The organism is Salinicoccus sediminis (genome assembly GCF_000986795.1).
GTDB lineage: Bacteria > Bacillota > Bacilli > Staphylococcales > Salinicoccaceae > Salinicoccus > Salinicoccus sediminis.
Genome location: NZ_LAYZ01000002.1, coordinates 78,741 through 98,813, shown reverse-complemented (window position 1 = coordinate 98,813; position 20,073 = coordinate 78,741). Strand labels below are relative to the sequence as shown.

General features: G+C 51.2%; 14 protein-coding genes. 3 read left to right on the top strand and 11 right to left on the bottom strand.

The genetic code is table 11. From position 1 onward, the window contains the following. Positions 1–100 precede the first annotated feature (100 nt). From WN59_RS04295 to WN59_RS04275, 5 genes are read right to left on the bottom strand one after another with little or no spacing between them, the layout of a single operon-like run. The gene (locus WN59_RS04295) at positions 101–1,021 is read right to left on the bottom strand and encodes a Cof-type HAD-IIB family hydrolase (RefSeq protein ID WP_046513187.1); all 921 of its coding nucleotides are present in this window, start codon (positions 1,019–1,021) and stop codon (positions 101–103) included. A gap of 51 nt (positions 1,022–1,072) precedes the next feature. Then, on the bottom strand, positions 1,073–1,579 hold the full coding sequence (gene tadA, locus WN59_RS04290) for a tRNA adenosine(34) deaminase TadA (protein WP_046513184.1): 507 nt from the start codon (positions 1,577–1,579) through the stop codon (positions 1,073–1,075). Beyond that, positions 1,545–2,252 (bottom strand): HAD family hydrolase, encoded by a 708-nt coding sequence (locus tag WN59_RS04285; protein ID WP_046513180.1) that lies wholly within the window; start codon positions 2,250–2,252, stop codon positions 1,545–1,547. Before WN59_RS04285 ends, tadA begins: the two co-directional genes overlap by 35 nt. A 43-nt stretch (positions 2,253–2,295) precedes the next feature. Next, positions 2,296–3,240: an L-threonine 3-dehydrogenase gene (locus tag WN59_RS04280; protein WP_046513176.1), complete on the bottom strand. Its 945-nt coding sequence runs from the start codon at positions 3,238–3,240 to the stop codon at positions 2,296–2,298. A 16-nt stretch (positions 3,241–3,256) separates the two neighbouring features. Beyond that, positions 3,257–4,447 (bottom strand): glycine C-acetyltransferase, encoded by a 1,191-nt coding sequence (locus WN59_RS04275; protein WP_046513172.1) that lies wholly within the window; start codon positions 4,445–4,447, stop codon positions 3,257–3,259. Between the two features lie 136 nt (positions 4,448–4,583). On the opposite strand from WN59_RS04275, the gene WN59_RS04270 reads away from it, so the two are divergent. Genes WN59_RS04270 through WN59_RS04260 form a run of 3 tightly spaced genes read left to right on the top strand, consistent with a single transcriptional unit; the run spans position 4,584 to position 8,106 of the window. Next, positions 4,584–5,774, top strand: a complete 1,191-nt coding sequence (locus WN59_RS04270; RefSeq protein ID WP_017549963.1) for a M20 metallopeptidase family protein — start codon at positions 4,584–4,586, stop codon at positions 5,772–5,774. Next, entirely contained in the window at positions 5,747–6,934 is a 1,188-nt protein-coding gene (locus tag WN59_RS04265; protein WP_046513163.1) for an amidohydrolase, read from the top strand. Before WN59_RS04270 ends, WN59_RS04265 begins: the two co-directional genes overlap by 28 nt. Next, positions 6,934–8,106: a M20 metallopeptidase family protein gene (locus WN59_RS04260; protein ID WP_052747259.1), complete on the top strand. Its 1,173-nt coding sequence runs from the start codon at positions 6,934–6,936 to the stop codon at positions 8,104–8,106. The genes WN59_RS04265 and WN59_RS04260 overlap by 1 nt, the downstream gene beginning before the upstream one ends. A 91-nt stretch (positions 8,107–8,197) precedes the next feature. On the opposite strand, the gene tuf is transcribed toward WN59_RS04260, so the two are convergent. The 6 genes from tuf to rpoB form a co-directional block, all read right to left on the bottom strand. After that, the gene (gene tuf, locus WN59_RS04255) at positions 8,198–9,385 is read right to left on the bottom strand and encodes an elongation factor Tu (protein WP_046513160.1); all 1,188 of its coding nucleotides are present in this window, start codon (positions 9,383–9,385) and stop codon (positions 8,198–8,200) included. 121 nt (positions 9,386–9,506) lie between these two features. Further along, on the bottom strand, positions 9,507–11,588 hold the full coding sequence (gene fusA / locus WN59_RS04250) for an elongation factor G (RefSeq protein ID WP_046513157.1): 2,082 nt from the start codon (positions 11,586–11,588) through the stop codon (positions 9,507–9,509). Positions 11,589–11,647: 59 nt separating this feature from the next. After that, positions 11,648–12,118, bottom strand: a complete 471-nt coding sequence (gene rpsG / locus WN59_RS04245; protein ID WP_017549968.1) for a 30S ribosomal protein S7 — start codon at positions 12,116–12,118, stop codon at positions 11,648–11,650. 57 nt (positions 12,119–12,175) lie between these two features. Then, the gene (gene rpsL, locus WN59_RS04240; protein ID WP_017549969.1) at positions 12,176–12,595 is read right to left on the bottom strand and encodes a 30S ribosomal protein S12; all 420 of its coding nucleotides are present in this window, start codon (positions 12,593–12,595) and stop codon (positions 12,176–12,178) included. 269 nt (positions 12,596–12,864) lie between these two features. Then, positions 12,865–16,488, bottom strand: coding sequence for a DNA-directed RNA polymerase subunit beta' (gene rpoC / locus WN59_RS04235; RefSeq protein WP_046513153.1), 3,624 nt, complete (start codon positions 16,486–16,488; stop codon positions 12,865–12,867). Positions 16,489–16,525: 37 nt separating this feature from the next. Continuing rightward, a complete protein-coding gene (gene rpoB / locus WN59_RS04230) occupies positions 16,526–20,062 on the bottom strand; it encodes a DNA-directed RNA polymerase subunit beta (protein WP_046513149.1) in 3,537 nt (1,178 codons plus the stop codon). Positions 20,063–20,073 lie beyond the last annotated feature (11 nt).

Below are 20,073 nucleotides of genomic sequence, written 5' to 3'. Positions count from 1 at the left end.
GCCAATCGAAGAGACGGCACGGCCCGCCACAACACAAAAAAACGGACCGACTCCCCAATATCCACAAGGGGGCCGTCCGTTTCACAGTCTGTAATATTTTTTAAGCGCCCGTCCCGTTCTCGGAATCCGAGGCCGATGCAGCAGCCGCTTCCTGGCGGGCCATTTCTGCCAGTACTTCCTCGATGGCGATGGCGACGCCGTCTTCCATGTTCGTCTTTGTGGTCTTATTCGCGATGCCTTTGACTTCTGAAGCGGCATTGCCCATGGCGACGGAATGGCCCACGCGTTTGAGCATGGAAATATCGTTCAGGTTGTCGCCGACCGCCATGACATCCTTCATGTCGATTTCCATGATTTCCGCAATGTGTTCGAGGGCGATCCCTTTCTGGGCATTTTCATGGGTGAGCTCGATGTTTCCGGCAGACGATGACGACACGGCGAGGTTCCCGATTTCATTGAGTTCGTTTTTCGCCCTGACGAGTTTCGCTCGGCTTGATGAAGTCGCCAGGAACTTGAGGACGTTCTCGTCCCCTCTTTCGAAGATCGCCTTGTAGTCATCCACTTCAACGAGTGTGCCGCGCTCCAGCCGTTCTTCCATGAACTTCCGGATGCGGGTTTCATTCGCTTTCTGTCCCATCTGTTCGGACAGGTCGATGAATACTTCTATATCCCTTTCAATACTTGTCGTATATATCGCCCGGTCCGTATAGACCTGGTAGAATATCCCCTCGGCTTTGAATACGTCGGACACTTCATCGATAAGTTCCGAATTCAGAGCTGAAGTCGACATGATTTCGCTGGATTCGTTACGGACTTCAGCGCCGTTCAGGCAGATGTACGGCACATTCATATCCAGTTTGCTGATGATGCCGTGGGCTTCATAGAATGCACGGCCGGTGGCAATCACCACCTGCACTCCTCTGTCCATTGCCTTTTCTATCGCTTCCCTTGTCCGCCCGCTGATATCATGATCCGGGGTCAGCAAGGTCCCATCCATATCCAATGCGATCAGTTTGACCATAAGCCTTCTAAAACTCCCTTATACTGTTTTGATTCCATTTTATCAGAAAATTTAATCTTCCGCTCTTCTTTTACGCCTTTCCCTCAATTTCCTGAAGAATAAAGTGAGCATGCTGCTGCACTCTTCCCCGAGCACACCGGCTGTGATGCGCGCCCGGTGGTTGAACCGGGGCTCGTCAAGCAGATGCATGAGGCTCTCCACCGTACCGCCCTTAGGGTCCTTTGCCCCATAGACGACATGCGGGATGCGGCTCATCACGATGGCGCCCGAGCACATGACGCAGGGTTCCAGCGTCACATACAGTGTGCACTCCTCAAGCCGCCATGATCCCATCTTCTCACTGGCAGCGTCTATTGCGATGATCTCCGCATGTGTCAGCGGATTCTGCGAAGTCTCCCGCCTGTTGTGTGCACGGGCGATGATCCCGCCGTCATGTACGATAACGGCACCGATCGGCACTTCACCGATCGCTTCTGCTTTCTTCGCTTCCTCAATGGCCGCCCTCATGAATTCCTCATGCATTTTATCTGCAGCCTTCTCCCATGATGAATTCACCATTCTCATACAGCTCTCCCACACTTTCGACGATGATGTCGGCACCTTCCAGATCCCGCTCACGGCATGTCCCGCTGAGCACCCCGATCGTCCGGAGGCCTTCCTCATAGCCTAACATCGTATCGGACCTGTTGTCACCGACCATCACCATGTCGTGAACATCGTAGCCGTGCCGGTCCATGAAGGGCTGAAGCATGCGGATATCGGGTTTATAATGAGGGACGTCGTCACCCGCCACGATGTCTTTGATCAGCGGGTGGAGATTGAATTTCTCCACGAAATATTCCGTACTCTCACGGCTGTCGCTCGTCACAATCACATTTTCAAAACCGTCATCCTGCAATTTTTCGAGCATTTCCCGCGAGCCTTCGATGAGTTCCATGCTGTCCAGTATCTCCTTAAGGCTCGCTTCATAATGCTTTCGCATCCAGGCGGCCGCGCCGGATTCATATTTTTCAAAGTGATTCTGGATCATCTCGCCGGTGCCGCTCGCAAGTATGGAGTTCGGGGCAATCTCACCGTCGATCAGTCCGAGCTCATAAGCGAGCTCGTCCTTGATATCATGCCTGTCGAATTCCTCTGCAAACTCCTGGATGACCCGTTTGGCATAAGGCGTCCAGATTTTTTGATAGTTCAGCAGCGTTCCATCTTTATCAAACAGGATTACACGCGTCATTTTGCCTCCCAGTTTTAGAAAAATAAGAAGGCTCAGAGCCTTCTTATGCCTTATTTCTTATCGCTTCCAGCATGACTTCCGTCATTCTGGCAAGATTGTATTTCGGTTCGAAATCCCACTGGCGAACTGCCTGGCTTGCATCAATGGCATTCGGCCAGCTCTCGGCGATGCCCTGACGCACAGGGTCGACATCGTAGTCCAGTTCGAACTCCGGTATGTGCTTCCTGATCTCATTCGCGACCATTCCAGGGTTGATGCTCATCGCCGTCACGTTGAACGCGTTGCGGTCCTCAAGCCTTGCACCATCCGCTTCCATCAGGTCGATGATTGCATCAACCGCATCGTCCATATACATCATATCCATGTTCGTATCCTTGTCGATGTAGGATGTATATCTGCCGTTCCGGATTGCTTCGAAATAGATTTCCACGGCATAATCGGTCGTTCCCCCGCCCGGCTCCTTGACATGTGAAATGAGCCCCGGGAACCTTACCCCGCGGGTGTCCACGCCGAATTTTTCAAAGTAGTAGTCACACAGCAGTTCGCCGGCGACTTTGTTCACCCCGTACATCGTCGTCGGGCGCTGTACAGTGACCTGTGGCGTGTTTTCCTTGGGTGTGGAAGGGCCGAATGCTCCGATCGAGCTCGGCGTGAAGAACTTCAGTCCGGACTCCCTGGCAAGCTCCAATGCGTTCACAAGGCCACCCATGTTGATGTCCCATGCAAGCTGGGGATTTTTCTCACATGTTGCACTGAGCAGTGCAGCCATATGCATGATTGTGTCCGGCTTGAAATCACGGGCAATTTCCACCAGGCGATCCATGTCCCGCACATCCAGTATTTCGAACGGCTTCCCCTTCAGCTGTTCATCTTCCGGCTCTTTGATGTCTGTCGGCAGGACGTTCTCCTCACCGTATTTCTCTCTCAGTTTCAAAGTAAGCTCCGTACCAATCTGACCGAGAGCCCCTGTTATAATAATTCGTTCCATTGTGTACTCCTTCGTTTTATGAGATTACATTGAGTTCCCTGCCGACTTTTTCGTAGATGCGGAGTGCTTCATCGAGCATCTCTTTCGTATGTGCAGCCGTCGGCATGTTCCTTACACGCCCCGTACCCTTGGGCACTGTCGGGAAGACGATGGATTTGGCATATACCCCTTCCTCCATGAGACGGCTGGAAAATTGCTGCGTCGTCTTCTCATCGCCGATTATGCACGGTGTGATCGGCGTTTCGGAATTGCCGATGTCAAAGCCGAGTTCCTTGAGGCCCTTTTTGAGATAGTCCCCGTTTTCCCAGAGCCTGTCATGCAGTTCTGTGGAATCCATCAGCATCTGTACCGCTTCCGTGATGGCACGGGTGTCTCCCGGCGTCAGAGAAGTCGAGAACAGAAACGGACGCGCCGCCACTTTCAGGTAGTCGATCAGATCCTGTGACCCGGCAACGTAGCCGCCGACCACACCGATCGCTTTGGACAGTGTACCCATCTGCAGATCGATATCGTTCTGCAGGCCGAAATGCTTCACGGTACCTGCACCTTTGCCCATCACGCCTGAACCGTGGGCATCATCCACATAAGTAATCAGATCGAATTCCTTGGCGATTTCAACGATTTCCGGCAGCAATGCAACGTCGCCGTCCATTGAGAAGACGCCGTCCGTAATGTACATCACTTTTTTATATAATCCGGACTCGACAGCTTCTTTCGCCTTTTTCCTGAGGTCGTCCATATCAGAATGGTTCACCCGGATGATCTTCGCACGTGACAGACGGCAGCCGTCGATGATTGATGCATGGTTCAGCTCGTCCGACAGGATTGCGTCCTCCTTGTTCATGACCGCCTGGATTGCTGCCATGTTACAGTTGAAGCCGGACTGGAATGCTACAGCCGCTTCTGTCCCCTTGAATTCAGCAAGCTTATTCTCCAGTTCAACATGCAGGTCGAGGGTGCCGTTGATCGTCCTGACCGCCCCTGCACCGACACCGTGGGAATCGATCGCTTCCTTCGCCACTGTTTTCAGCGTTTCATCTGTCGCCAGCCCCAGGTAGTTGTTGGAAGAAAGGTTGATCATTTTTTCCCCTTCGATCGTGATCTCAGGACCGTTGGCGCCTTCGACCACATTGATCTCATTATACAATCCGTTGTCTTTCAATTCCTGCAGGTTCTCCGTAAGATATTCGTCCAAAATTTTAGACATTCCAAATCGCCTCCTCTTTTCCTTATCATATCACAAGTGGACAGCGTCTTATAATTGAAAGATGACGAACTATAATGTTTATAAAACTCCGAAAATTTGATAAAATTATCTAATACGATTTATGGAGGCGAAAGTCATGGATATAAAAGAAATGGCGGAATCCATTCTGCCCGAAATGATTGAAACGAGACGTTATATGCACATGCACCCCGAAGTATCGTTTCATGAAAAAGAGACTTATAAATACATATTGGAACGTCTGAATAAATACCCCGGACTCTCCATAAAAGAGAATGTCGGCGGCGGCGGCCTGCTCGCAACACTAAGCAATGCGCCGCATCCGCACGTTGCCATACGGGCTGACTTCGATGCCCTCCCGATCCAGGATGAGAAGGATGTACCCTACAGGTCCACCGTGGAAGGTGTGATGCATGCATGCGGGCACGATGCCCATACAAGCACTCTGCTCGCTCTTTTGGATACTGTCTACCACAACCGGGACTCATTGAAAGGGAGCATCTCCTTCCTCTTCCAGTTCGCCGAGGAGGTACAGCCGGGCGGCGCCATCTCCATGGTGGAGGACGGCGTGCTCACAGGCATCGATAAAGTGTATGGCCAGCACTACTGGAGCCAGTATCCGACAGGGGTCATCAGGACGAAGCCGGGACCGCTTGTTGCCAGCCCGGACTATTTCGAGATCACCATCCGGGGCAAAGGCGGGCATGCAGCTCATCCGCATAATGCGGTCGATCCGATCGTCATTGTGTCAGAGCTGATCACAAGCCTGCAGACGACCGTTGCCAGACAGGTCGCCCCGCTCGATAATGCGGTGGTCACTGTCGGCAAGGTTCGGGCCGGGGATGCTTTCAATGTGATACCCGATACCGCAACCATTACGGGCACAGTCCGCACATTCAAGCAGGAAACGAAAGAGATGATACATGACATTTTCCACAGGGAAGCGTCTCTTACGGCTGAGAAACGCGGCGCGACAGCAGATGTCCTCTACAACTTCGGTTATCCGGCGGTCATCAACCACGACGCGGAAGCGGAAATCGTTCGCCAGGCGGCCGGGGAGGCAGGCATCGCGTTCGAAGAATCGAAGCCGCTGATGATCGGCGAGGACTTCTCGTACTTCATCAATGAACGTCCCGGCGCATTTTTCTTCACCGGCTCGGGCAACCATGAAAAGCTGAGTGATTTTGTCCATCACCATCCCAAGTTCGATCTGGATGAAGACGCAATGGTCAACGGGCTGACCATGTTCATGAAAATACTTGAAATCGAGCAGGTGATCGAATGGAAACACACGTCATTGAAAAACTGACACAGGAAAATTATAACGAGATGGTGCGGCTGCGCCGACATTTCCACATGTACCCGGAACTTTCATTCCAGGAGGTGCAGACGCCGGCATACATCGCAGAGTACCTGCGGGAGCTCGGTCTTGATGTCCAGGAGGGCATCGGCGGACGGGGTGTCGTCGCGCGGCTCCGCATCGACGAGGCGCTGCCGACGGTCGCCCTCAGGGCGGATTTTGATGCACTGCCCATACAGGATGCCAAGGATGTCCCGTATAAATCGACCGTGCCGGGAGTCATGCATGCATGCGGACATGATGCCCATACTGCAGTGGTGCTGACGGCAGCACGCATACTGGCACAGCACAAAGAGTCCCTTACGGGGAACATCGTCTTCATCTTCCAGCATGCCGAGGAGGTCGATCCGGGCGGCGCGATACAGATGATTGCGGACGGCTGCCTCGACGGTGTCGATGCGATATTCGGACAGCATGTGACGAGCAGCCTTGACGTCGGCACCATCGGCTATAAATACGGCATAGCGACCGGCATGCCGGATGACTTCACGGTCAAAATACACGGCCGCGGGGCACATGCATCCAAACCCCATGTCGCAATAGACCCCGTGGCTGCCGCCATCTCATTCTGCAATCAGCTGCAGTATGCGGTGACGAGGAAGTCGAAACCCATGGAGCCTGTCGTCCTGTCCATCACCATGCTTGAGGGCGGTCATCAGCACAATGTGATTCCGGATGTCGTAACAGTGGGCGGAACGATCCGCACGTTCACAAAAGAGGCGCAGGAAGTGATGATTACAGAACTGAAGAAATGCCTGGAAGGTCTGGTGACCACCACCGGCATCTCATATGACCTGGACTACATGAAAGGCTATCCGCCGGTTGTGAATGATGAGGAAAAGACGGACATTGTGCTCGCAGCCGCAAAAGAGATTTCGACCGTCAGGGAGACGATCGGGCTGGAACCGGATCTCGGGGGAGAGGATTTCTCCTACTATCTGGAGCGGGTACCGGGGACCTTTTATTACACAGGGACGCGCAACCCGAATTTCAAAGCGGATTATCCGCACCACCACTCCAATTTCGACATCGACGAAAAAGGTCTGGTCAATGCGGTCTCTGTCATGCTGAATTCCGTGTTTAAGTTTTTTGAGAAGGAGACGAATTGATGATGGACATAACAAAAGAGATAGAAGCAAGGTACGAAGATATGGTGGCGATCAGACGCCATATGCACATGTATCCCGAGGTTTCATTCCAGGAGGAAAATACGAAACAGTATATATACGACCAGATCAGGGACCTTGGCTTTGATATAAGAAGGGATGTCGGAGGAAACGGCATCGTCGCAAGACTCCATGTGGATGATAATTTCCCAACAATCGGTCTCCGTGCCGACTTTGATGCGCTGCCGATCCAGGACGGGAAGGATGTCCCCTACAGATCACAGATTGACGGCGCCATGCATGCATGCGGACACGATGCCCACACGGCGATGCTGATCACTGCCGCACGCATCCTCTCGGATCACAAAGAGGAGCTGCCGGTCAATGTGGTGTTCATCCACCAGCATGCCGAAGAGATGCTGCCGGGCGGTGCCCGTGCGATGGTCGAAGACGGGGCTCTGGATGGTATTGACTATGTATTCGGCCAGCATGTCTCAAGCAACTATCCTGTCGGAACACTGTCATATACATATGACTATGCATATGCCAATGCGGATTCATTCAATATCATCATACAGGGCCAGGGCGGCCACGGGGCGGAACCCCATGACGCAATCGATCCGGTAGTCGCGGCAGCCTCCCTGATCCAGCAGCTCCAGTCCATTGTATCCCGTACCGTGGATCCGCTGAAATCCGCCGTGGTCACAGTAGGCACGTTCAACAGCGGCTCGGTGTTCAATGTCATTCCGGATACTGCGGAAATCCGGGGGACAGTCCGTACTTTCGAAAGGGAAGTCAAGGAACAGGTGCAGAACCGCATCGAAAACATCGCCAGAGGGATCGAATCAAGCTTCGGGGTGCAGTGCACCGTGGAATACAGCGACGGCTACCCTGCCCTCCTCAATGACAATGCGCAGGTCGGGCATGTCGTCAGTGCGGTCAGGGATGCGGCATATGTAAAGACGGCAGAGGAAAATCCTCCGTCCATGGGCGGCGAGGACTTCTCCTACTTCCTGCAGAACAGGCCAGGCGCTTACGTATATACCGGTGTCGGCAACAGTGAACTGGGCGCTGACTACCCCCATCATCATCCAAAGTTCGATATTGATGAATCGGGCATGAAAGCCGGGTTGGAAACATTGCTCAGAACAATAATGGAATTTGATAATGCATAGAGGATCCGGGTGCATATGCACTCCAGTTCTTTTTCTTTGCACAAAAAGAAGCCTGGACATGATGTCCAGGCTTCAGCATTGTATATTGAAATTATTTAACGATTTCAGTTACAACGCCTGATCCAACAGTACGTCCACCCTCACGGATAGAGAAACGAGTACCGTCTTCGATTGCGATTGGGGAAATGAGTTCAACTGTCATTTCAACGTTGTCGCCAGGCATAACCATTTCAGTTCCTTCTGGAAGGTTAACAACACCAGTTACGTCAGTTGTACGGAAGTAGAACTGAGGACGGTAGTTGTTGAAGAATGGAGTGTGACGTCCGCCTTCTTCTTTTGAAAGAACATAAACTTCAGCTTTGAAGTTTGTGTGTGGAGTGATGGACCCAGGTTTAGCAAGTACTTGTCCACGCTGGATGTCTTCGCGTGCTACACCACGGAGCAGCGCACCGATGTTGTCGCCAGCTTCTGCATAGTCAAGAAGCTTACGGAACATTTCAACACCTGTAACAGTTGTTTTACCGGATTCTTCAGCAAGACCGATGATTTCAACTTCGTCACCGACTTTGATCTGTCCACGGTCAACACGGCCAGTTGCTACTGTACCACGGCCAGTGATTGAGAATACGTCCTCAACTGGCATCATGAATGGCTTGTCAGAGTCGCGCTCTGGAGTTGGAATGTAAGTGTCTACAGCTTCCATCAGTTCCATGATTTTGTTTTCATAATCTGCATCGCCTTCAAGAGCTTTGAGAGCTGAACCAGCGATTACAGGGATGTCGTCGCCAGGGAAGTCGTATTCAGAAAGAAGTTCACGGACTTCCATTTCAACGAGTTCAAGAAGTTCTTCGTCGTCAACCATGTCAACTTTGTTAAGGAATACAACAAGTGCCGGTACACCAACGTTACGTGAAAGCAGGATGTGCTCACGAGTTTGTGGCATCGGGCCGTCTGCTGCAGATACTACGAGGATACCGCCGTCCATTTGAGCAGCACCAGTGATCATGTTCTTAACGTAGTCAGCGTGTCCCGGGCAGTCTACGTGAGCATAGTGACGGCTGTCAGTTTCATACTCGATGTGGGACGTGTTGATTGTGATACCACGCTCTTTTTCTTCTGGAGCGTTGTCGATCTGAGCGTAGCTCTGAGCTGTAGTGTCACCATGTTTAGCAAGTACAGTTGCGATTGCAGCTGTCAAAGTCGTTTTACCGTGGTCAACGTGACCAATTGTACCAATATTGGCATGTGTTTTGGAACGGTCAAATTTTTCTTTAGCCATTTTGTTATACCTCTCCTTAAAGTAAGTTGTTTTTATTTGAAACTCAGGACGGGTCTTCCCCGCCCGGAGGTGTTTCTAAATCACTTATAAATGATTCGGGTGTAAAAATCAAGCCAGCTGATTATTCACCTTTGTTTTTCTTGATGATTTCTTCAGAGACGGATTTAGGAACTTCTTCGTAATGGTCGAATGACATAGTGTACGTACCGCGGCCCTGTGTATTTGAACGCAGGCTTGTAGCGTAACCGAACATTTCGGAAAGTGGTACGAATGCGTTGACCACCTGTGCGTTACCGCGTGCAGCCATACCTTCGACACGTCCGCGACGACTGGTTACGTCACCCATGATATCACCCATGTACTCTTCCGGCATTACGATTTCCACTTTCATCATCGGCTCAAGCAGAACCGGCTGACAAACTTTCGCCGCTTCTTTTAAGGCAAGGGAAGCTGCGACTTTGAACGCCATCTCTGAGGAGTCGACGTCGTGGTATGAACCATCGAAAAGTCTCGCTTTGATGTCCACAAGCGGGTAGCCTGCAATTACACCATTGTCGAGTGAATCCCTGAGACCCTGCTCAACGGATGGGATGAATTCACGCGGAACAACACCACCGACAATCGCATCTTCGAATTCGAAGCCGCCGCCCTGTTCGTTTGGCGTGAACTCGATGTGTACGTCGCCGTACTGACCGCGTCCGCCGGACTGACGGGTGAATTTCCCTTGTACGGAAGCACCCTGCTTGAATGTTTCACGGTAGGATACCATTGGCGCGCCCACGTTACATTCAACTTTGAATTCACGTTTCATACGGTCTACAAGGACGTCAAGGTGAAGTTCACCCATACCGCCGATGATAACCTGTCCTGTTTCGTTATCCGTACGTGCTGTGAATGTAGGGTCTTCTTCCTGAAGCTTGACAAGAGCTGTCGTCATCTTGTCCTGGTCAGCTTTGGATTTAGGCTCTACAGACAGGTGGATAACGGGCTCAGGGAATTCCATGGATTCCAGGATGACCTGGTTTTTCTCATCACAGAGCGTGTCCCCTGTACCTGTATCCTTAAGGCCGACAGCCGCAGCGATGTCCCCTGCGTAAACAGTGGAGATCTCTTCACGGGAGTTGGCGTGCATCTGCAGGATACGTCCGACACGTTCACGCTTGTCTTTTGTGGTATTCCTGATGTATGAACCGGAATCCAGTGTACCGGAGTACACACGGAAGAATGTCAATTTACCTACGAACGGGTCAGTCATGACTTTGAACGCAAGCGCTGCGAAAGGTGCCGAATCTTCAGGCTTGGCGATGATCTCCTCATCTTCGTCATCTTTTGCGTGACCGACGATCGGCTTGACATCAAGTGGTGAAGGAAGGTAGTCGATCACTGCGTTGAGGAGCAGCTGTACCCCTTTGTTCTTGAATGCCGTACCGCACATAACCGGGTAGAATTCAACATCACATGTCGCCTGGCGGATTGCTGCCATCAGTTCGTCTTTGGCGATTTCTTCCCCACCAAGATATTTTTCCATGATGTCTTCATTCACATCAGCAAGCCCTTCGATGAGGGACTCCCTGAGTTCTTCGGCTTTGTCTTTATACTCGTCAGGAATTTCAATTTCTTCGATTTCTGTCCCGAGATCGTTACCATAGTGGTATGCTTTCATATCGATCAGATCGATGATGCCTGTGAAGTTATCTTCAGCACCGATCGGGAACTGGATCGGATGAGCATTCGCCTGAAGGCGTTCTCTGATAGTGCCCACGGAATATTCGAAGTCGGCACCTACTTTGTCCATCTTGTTGACGAAAACAACACGCGGGACACCGTAAGTGGTCGCCTGTCTCCAGACAGTTTCAGTCTGCGGTTCAACACCGGACTGAGCATCGAGTACAGTTACCGCACCGTCAAGTACACGGAGGGAACGTTCAACTTCGACAGTGAAGTCTACGTGTCCCGGTGTATCGATGATGTTTACACGGTGGCCATCCCATTGAGCTGTAGTGGCAGCTGAAGTGATCGTGATTCCACGTTCCTGCTCCTGCTCCATCCAGTCCATCTGGGATGCCCCTTCGTGAGTTTCACCAAGCTTATGGATACGGCCTGTGTAATAAAGAATACGTTCAGTTGTCGTAGTCTTACCGGCATCGATGTGTGCCATGATACCGAGGTTACGAGTTTTTTCTAAAGAGAATTCTCTTGCCATTGGTATTCTTTTCTCCTTCCAGGAATGGGTTGAAATTTAAAGGCTGTATTACCCGCCTACTACCAACGGTAATGGGCGAATGCTCTGTTAGCCTCTGCCATTTTGTGAGTTTCTTCGCGTTTCTTGACAGCGCCGCCTGTGTTGTTGGCAGCATCAAGAATTTCGTTTGCAAGACGTTCTTCCATTGTCTTCTCCCCACGCAGACGTGCGTAGTTCACAAGCCAACGAAGTCCGAGAGTCGTACGGCGCTCTGCGCGTACCTCAACTGGCACCTGGTAGTTGGATCCACCAACACGGCGGGCTTTAACTTCAAGTACCGGCATGATGTTATCGATTGCTTCATCGAAGACTTCCATAGCATCCCTGCCAGAACGTTCCTGTACAAGATCAAATGCAGAATAGAGAATTCTTTGGGATGTACCGCGTTTGCCGTCAACCATCATTTTGTTGATGAGTTTAGTCACAAGCTTGGAGTTGTGGATCGGATCCGGCAGTACGTCTCTTTTGGCAACTGGTCCTTTACGTGGCATAGTTTTGCCTCCCTTCAAATAATTTTTTTCAGAACAGAACCGTTGGATACGGCCTGTTTATTTTTTAGCTTTAGGCTTCTTGGTACCGTATAGGGAACGGCCCTGTCTGCGAGTGTCGACACCGGAAGTGTCAAGCGCACCGCGCACGATATGGTAGCGTACACCTGGCAGGTCTTTTACACGGCCGCCGCGGATGAGTACCACACTGTGCTCCTGGAGGTTGTGCCCGATTCCAGGAATGTATGCATTCACTTCGACATTATTTGAAAGTCTCACACGAGCGTATTTACGGAGAGCAGAGTTCGGTTTCTTAGGAGTCATCGTACCCACACGAGTGCAGACACCACGTTTTTGTGGAGCAGTTTCGTTGGTAACGCGTTTCTTAAGACTGTTGAATCCTCTGTTCAGAGCTGGTGAGTCTGATGTTTTTGATTTAGACTGACGAGATTTTCTGACAAGCTGATTAATAGTTGGCATGTTCTTCCTCCTCTCTTTTCTTAATCCCACACATCCAGGTGGTTCATTTTTTGGGTATAAAAAATGTGTAAGAAAAATTCTTACATTTCAACATTTTGTATCTCCATATAAAGGCACAAAACCCCCACATGGAGTAACCTTAATTATAGTATCATCCGGACTTTTCAAAGTCAAGGACTATAATTTTCGGATCCTGATATTTTTATCGGATTTCTTAAAAGAATAAAAGCCGGGACGCTCCGCCCCGGCCAAATACCGCCGGTGAAGAATTACTCTTCGACCAGCACTTCCTCCTGCGCTTCTTCGACAGGTTTTGCTGCGACATCAATTTCGACATCACGGTATTTTGGCATGCCGGTACCGGCAGGAATCAATTTACCGATGATGACGTTCTCCTTGAGGCCGAGCAATTCATCGCGCTTGCCTTTGATTGCAGCATCTGTGAGAACTCTTGTTGTTTCCTGGAAGCTTGCTGCGGACAGGAAGCTTTCTGTTTCAAGAGATGCTTTGGTGATACCAAGCAGTACAGGTTTTGCTGTCGCAGGGCGCTTGCGTTTCTTGAAGATGTCTTTGTTGGAATCCGTAAACTGGTGGATGTCCACAAGGGCACCCGGCAGCAGTGAAGTATCCCCTGCATCGATGATCCTCACTTTTCTGAGCATCTGTCTTACCATGACCTCAACGTGTTTATCATCGATTTCAACACCCTGCATGCGGTATACCTTCTGAACTTCTTTGAGAAGGTATTCCTGAGTGCGGTTCAGTCCGGCGATTGTCAGCAGTTCCTTAGGTTCGATCGAACCTTCATTGAGCGGCTGACCCGGTTCGACGACGTCACCGATATCCACTATCAGCCTTGCAGTGGCAGGTACGGTATACGTCTTCGTCTCCTGTTCGCCTTTAATTTTGACTTCCTGCTGGCGGTCTTTGACGATTTCGATATCAGTGACCGCACCGCGGATTTCAGAGACGGCAGCCTGACCTTTCGGGTTACGGGCTTCGAACAGCTCCTGGATACGCGGCAGACCCTGGGTGATGTCGCTTCCCGCGACACCGCCTGTATGGAATGTACGCATTGTGAGCTGTGTACCCGGCTCACCGATGGACTGGGCAGCGATTGTACCGACCGCTTCACCGGCTTCGACTTTTTCGCCTGTCGCCAGGTTTTTGCCGTAGCAGCGTTCACAGACACCGTGGCGTGTGTTGCAGGTGAATGCAGAGCGGATATACATCTCTTCGACGCCGCTTGTCACGATTTCCTTGGCAAGATCGGATGTGATCAGTTCATTGGAACGCACAAGGATCTCGTTTGTTTCCGGATGCCTTACCGTCTCTTTTGAATAACGGCCTTCGAGGCGGTCAATCAGCGGTTCGATCAGTTCGGAACCTTCGGTAAGTGCAGAAACCAGCAGGCCTTTGTCTGTTCCGCAGTCTTCTTCGCGGACGATGACATCCTGCGCAACATCGACAAGACGGCGTGTCAGATAACCTGAGTCGGCTGTCTTAAGCGCTGTATCCGCAAGACCCTTACGGGCACCGTGAGTGGATATGAAGTACTCGAGCACTGTCAGTCCTTCACGGAAGCTTGATTTGATCGGAAGTTCGATGATCTGCCCGGACGGGTTGGCCATCAGACCACGCATGCCGGCAAGCTGTGTGAAGTTAGATGCGTTACCACGGGCACCGGAGTCACTCATCATGAAGATAGGATTCAGACGGTCAAGCGACTGCATCAGGCGCTCCTGTATGACATCCTTCGCCTTCGTCCAGAGTTCAATGACAGCACCATAGCGTTCTTCTTCTGTAATAAGACCGCGTGTAAACTGCTTCTGGACTTTCTCCACTTTCTCTTCCGTTTCATCGATGATCTCCTGCTTGTCAGGAAGGACGACGATGTCGGATACCCCTACTGTGATACCCGCTTTGGAAGAATACTTGAATCCGAGGTCTTTCATAAGGTCCAGCATTACGGATGTTTCTGTAATGTGGAATTTGTTGAACACTTCGGCAATGATCTGACCGAGGAATTTCTTGTTGAACGGATCGCCGACAGGCGTCTTTTCAAACCTGGCCCTCAGTCCTTCTTCACCAAGTTCGGATGCCCTGACGAAGTATCTGTCCGGTGTCTTGAACTCCAGGTTCTCCCTTGTCGGTTCGTTTATATAAGGGAAGGACGGCGGCATGATCTGGTTGAAGATGACTTTACCCGTAGTTGTCATCAGGATCTTGCCTTCGTTATCTTCAGAGACTTTCTCCGCTCCATATGCATTTGTATGGACGCCGATGCGCGTGTGCAATCCGACGTAACCATTCTGGTACGCCATGACCACTTCATTGGCATCTTTGAAGATGTGCCCTTCACGCTTTTCGTTTTCTCTTTCAAGCGTCAGATAGTAGTTACCAAGAACCATATCCTGTGACGGTGTAACAACCGGCTTGCCGTCTTTCGGGTTAAGGATGTTCTGCGCCGCAAGCATCAGCATGCGCGCTTCCGCCTGGGCTTCTTTTGAAAGCGGTACGTGGACGGCCATCTGGTCACCGTCAAAGTCGGCGTTGTAGGCTGTCGTCACGAGCGGATGGAGACGGATCGCACGCCCTTCCACCAGCGTCGCCTCAAACGCCTGGATCCCCAGACGGTGGAGTGTCGGCGCACGGTTGAGCAGTACCGGGTGTTCCTTGATGACATCTTCAAGAACGTCCCATACTTCGTTTTCCATGCGTTCGATCTTGCCTTTGGCATTTTTGATGTTCGTCGCCATTTCACGCTCAACAAGCTCTTTCATGACGAAAGGCTTGAAGAGTTCGAGCGCCATTTCCCTCGGCAGACCGCACTGGTACATTTTGAGGGAAGGGCCTACGACGATAACGGAACGTCCGGAATAGTCGACACGCTTACCGAGCAGGTTCTGACGGAAACGCCCCTGTTTACCTTTGAGCATGTGTGACAGGGATTTGAGCGGACGGTTGCCCGGTCCTGTCACAGGTCGGCCGCGGCGGCCGTTATCGATCAGCGCGTCCACCGCTTCCTGCAGCATGCGTTTCTCGTTCTGTACGATGATGCCGGGAGCGCCAAGGTCAAGCAGGCGTTTCAGGCGGTTGTTACGGTTGATTACACGGCGATAGAGATCGTTCAGGTCACTCGTTGCAAAACGGCCGCCGTCCAACTGTACCATCGGGCGGATTTCCGGCGGGATGATCGGCAGTACATCGAGGATCATCCATGCAGGATTGTTGCCGGAACTACGGAAGGACTCGACGACTTCAAGGCGCTTGATTGCTCTTGTCAGGCGCTGTCCTGTCGCAGTCTCAAGTTCTTTCCTGAGCATTTCAAGCTCTTCGTCGAGCTTCACGTCCTCCAGAAGGTCCCTGATTGCTTCAGCACCCATCTTTGCAGTGAAAGTGTTGCCGTGCTTGTCGTAGTATTCACGATACTCACGCTCTGTCAGCAGCTGTTTCGGCTCAAGTCCGGTGGAACCGGGCTTGACTACCACGTAGGAGGCGAAATAAATGACCTCTTCAAGGGAACGCGGTGACATGTCCAAAAGCAGTCCCATGCGGGAAGGGATGCCTTTGAAATACCATATATGGGAAACCGGGGCAGCAAGTTCAATGTGCCCCATCCTCTCACGGCGTACTTTGGCGCGGGTCACTTCGACGCCGCAGCGGTCGCAGACCATGCCTTTGTATCTTACACGTTTATATTTGCCGCAGCTGCATTCCCAGTCCTTGGTCGGACCGAAAATTTTCTCACAGAACAGACCGTCACGCTCGGGCTTAAGCGTTCTATAGTTGATCGTTTCTGGCTTTTTCACTTCACCGAAAGACCAGGAACGGATCTTTTCAGATGAAGCCAAACCTATTTTCATATATTGGAATCTATTAACATCTATCAATGAGCTTTCCTCCCTAAAGTTTTATCAAGCTCAGTCATCATTCAGTTACATCTTCAGTTTTAGCATCAGTGTTCTCACTCAAGTTAACCTGATTGGATGTTTCATCCTCTTCGGTATCTCTCATTTCAATCTCTTCATCGTTCTCATCGAGAATGTTGACATCAAGACCAAGACTTTGAAGTTCCTTCATCAATACGCGGAAGGACTCAGGTACACCAGGTTTAGGGACGTTTTCTCCTTTGACAATCGCTTCATACGTCTTCACGCGTCCGACTGTATCATCGGATTTGACTGTCAGGATTTCCTGCAGGGTATACGCGGCACCGTATGCTTCAAGCGCCCATACTTCCATCTCGCCGAAACGCTGTCCACCGAATTGTGCTTTACCACCAAGCGGCTGCTGTGTAACGAGTGAGTATGGCCCTGTACTTCTGGCGTGCAGTTTATCATCTACCATATGTGCGAGTTTCAGCATGTACATTACGCCTACGGATATACGGTTCTCGAACGGTTCGCCTGTGCGTCCGTCATAGAGGACTGTCTTACCGTCGCGGGCAAGCCCTGCTTCTTCCATTGTGCTCCATACATCTTCTTCGTTCGCACCGTCAAATACAGGTGACGCCATCTTAAGGCCCATGGCTCTTGCCGCCATGCCCAGGTGAAGCTCAAGAACCTGCCCGATGTTCATGCGGGAAGGCACCCCAAGCGGATTGAGCATGATGTCGATTGGTGTGCCATCCGGCAGGTAAGGCATATCTTCTTCCGGGAGAATCTTGGAAATTACACCTTTGTTGCCGTGACGGCCGCACATCTTGTCCCCTACGCTGATCTTCCTCTTCTGGACGATATAGACGCGGACAAGCTGGTTGACGCCTGGTGAAAGCTCATCGCCATCTGCACGGTTGAAGACTTTGACATCGAGGACGATTCCGCCTGCACCGTGCGGTACACGGAGTGACGTATCGCGGACTTCCCTCGCCTTTTCACCGAATATTGCATGCAGGAGACGCTCTTCCGCTGTAAGTTCGGTAACACCCTTAGGCGTTACTTTACCAACGAGAATATCGCCGTCCTTGACTTCGGCACCGATGTGTACGATACCTCTGTCATCGAGTTTCTTCAGTGCGTTATCTGAAACGTTCGGAATATCGCGTGTGATTTCTTCAGGTCCGAGTTTCGTATCACGCGATTCGGATTCATACTCCTCGATATGGATGGATGTGTAGACATCATCCTTCACGAGGCGTTCACTCATGATGACAGCATCCTCATAGTTGTAGCCGTCCCATGTCATGAAGCCGACCACCACGTTCCTGCCGAGCGCCATCTCACCGTTGTCCATGGAAGGGCCATCGGCAAGGATTTCACCTTTGGATACAACATCGCCCGCCGATACGATCGGCTTCTGGTTGTAGCATGTCCCTGAGTTGGAACGTATGAATTTGGACATGTTATAGATATCTTTTTCAGTTTCTGTCTCTTTGCCGTTCTCTTCTTCGATACGGCGCACATGCACTTCATTCGCTGCCACATGTTCTACACGGCCTTTGTAGCGGGATACGATCGCCGCTCCGGAATCACGTGCTGCCACGTGCTCCATGCCGGTGCCGATATGCGGGGATTCAGGGATCAGGAGAGGTACCGCCTGACGCTGCATGTTCGCACCCATGAGAGCACGGTTGGAGTCATCGTTCTCAAGGAACGGGATGCATGCCGTCGCTGCAGATACCACCTGCTTCGGTGAAACGTCCATGTAGTCCATGCGTTCCCTTGCCATTTTGGTGTTGTTGCCCCGGAAACGGCAGAGGATTTCTTCATTGATGAATGATCCATCCTCTTCCAGCGCGGCGTTCGCCTGTGCGACTACATAGTTGTCCTCTTCGTCAGCTGTAAGGTAGTCGATATGGCCCGTCACGCTGTTCGTTTCGGCATCCACCCTGCGGTAAGGGGTCTCGATAAAGCCGAATTCATTCACCCGGGCATAGCTTGACAGGGAGTTGATCAGACCGATGTTCGGCCCCTCCGGTGTTTCAATCGGGCACATGCGTCCGTAGTGGGAGTAGTGCACGTCACGCACTTCCATGCCGGCGCGTTCACGCGTCAGACCGCCGGGTCCGAGAGCCGAGAGGCGGCGTTTATGTGTAAGTTCCGCAAGCGGGTTCGTCTGGTCCATGAATTGTGAGAGCTGTGAGCTTCCGAAGAATTCCTTGATGGATGCAATCACAGGTCTGATGTTGATCAGCTGCTGCGGCGTAATGGACTCTGTATCCTGGATGGACATACGTTCCCTTACGACACGCTCCATACGGGATACACCGATCCTGAACTGGTTCTGCAGCAATTCGCCCACAGAGCGCAGACGGCGGTTGCCGAGATGGTCGATATCATCTGTATGACCCACTCCATGCAGCAGGTTGAAGAAATAGCTCATGGAAGCGATGATATCTGACGGTGTGATCGATTTGACCTCCACATCAGGGAATGCGTTACCGATGATGGTCGTCGTTCCCTCTTCCTGGTTCGGCGCTTCGACTTTGATGGACTGGATTTCCACCGGCTCATCAAGAAGTCCGTTTTCCAGATGGTATGTTTCAAGGTTGGCACTCGATTCCAGCACATCGATGATGCTGTCCAGTGTGCGGCGGTCTATTGTTGTTCCAGCCTCCGCCACGATTTCGCCGGTCTCTTTATCAACGATGGGTTCCGCCAGCACTTGGTTGAACAGGCGGTTCTGAAGGTGAAGTTTTTTGTTCATCTTGTAGCGGCCGACGTTTGCAAGATCATAACGCTTCGGATCGAAGAACCTGGAGTACAGGAGATTCCTTGCATTCTCAACTGTAGGCGGTTCGCCCGGGCGAAGTCGTTCGTAGATTTCTAGGAGCGCCTGGTCTACTGTTTCTGTCGTGTCTTTTTCCAGTGTGTTTCTGATATATTCATTGTCGCCCAGGAGTTCTACAATCTCCTGGTCTGTGGAAAAGCCGAGAGCCCTGAGCAATACTGTCATAGGCAGCTTGCGGGTACGGTCAATCCTTACATATACGATATCTTTGGCATCGATTTCGTATTCGAGCCATGCACCACGGTTTGGAATCACCGTAGCACCAAAGCTTGTCTTGCCGTTCTTGTCTAGCTTTTCTGAATAATAGACAGACGGACTCCTGACAAGCTGAGATACGATAACACGTTCAGCACCATTGATGATGAAAGTGCCTGTATCCGTCATCAGCGGGAAGTCACCCATGAACACTTCCTGTTCCTTGACTTCTCCGGTTTCCTTGATGACAAGGCGCACTTTAACACGCAGCGGTGCAGAATATGTTGCATCGTGGTTCTTTGCTTCATCCTCATCATATTTCGGCTCACCCAGTTTGTAATCCACAAACTCAAGTGACATGTTGCCAGTAAAGTCCTCGACAGGAGAGATATCCTTGAACATCTCAATCAGACCGGTTTTCAGGAACCAGTCATAGGACTTTGTCTGAATTTCGATCAGGTTAGGCAGATCCAATTTCTCTTCGATACGTGCATAGCTTCTGCGTTTAGCGTGTCTTCCATATTGAATCAGTTGACTCATCGACAGATTCA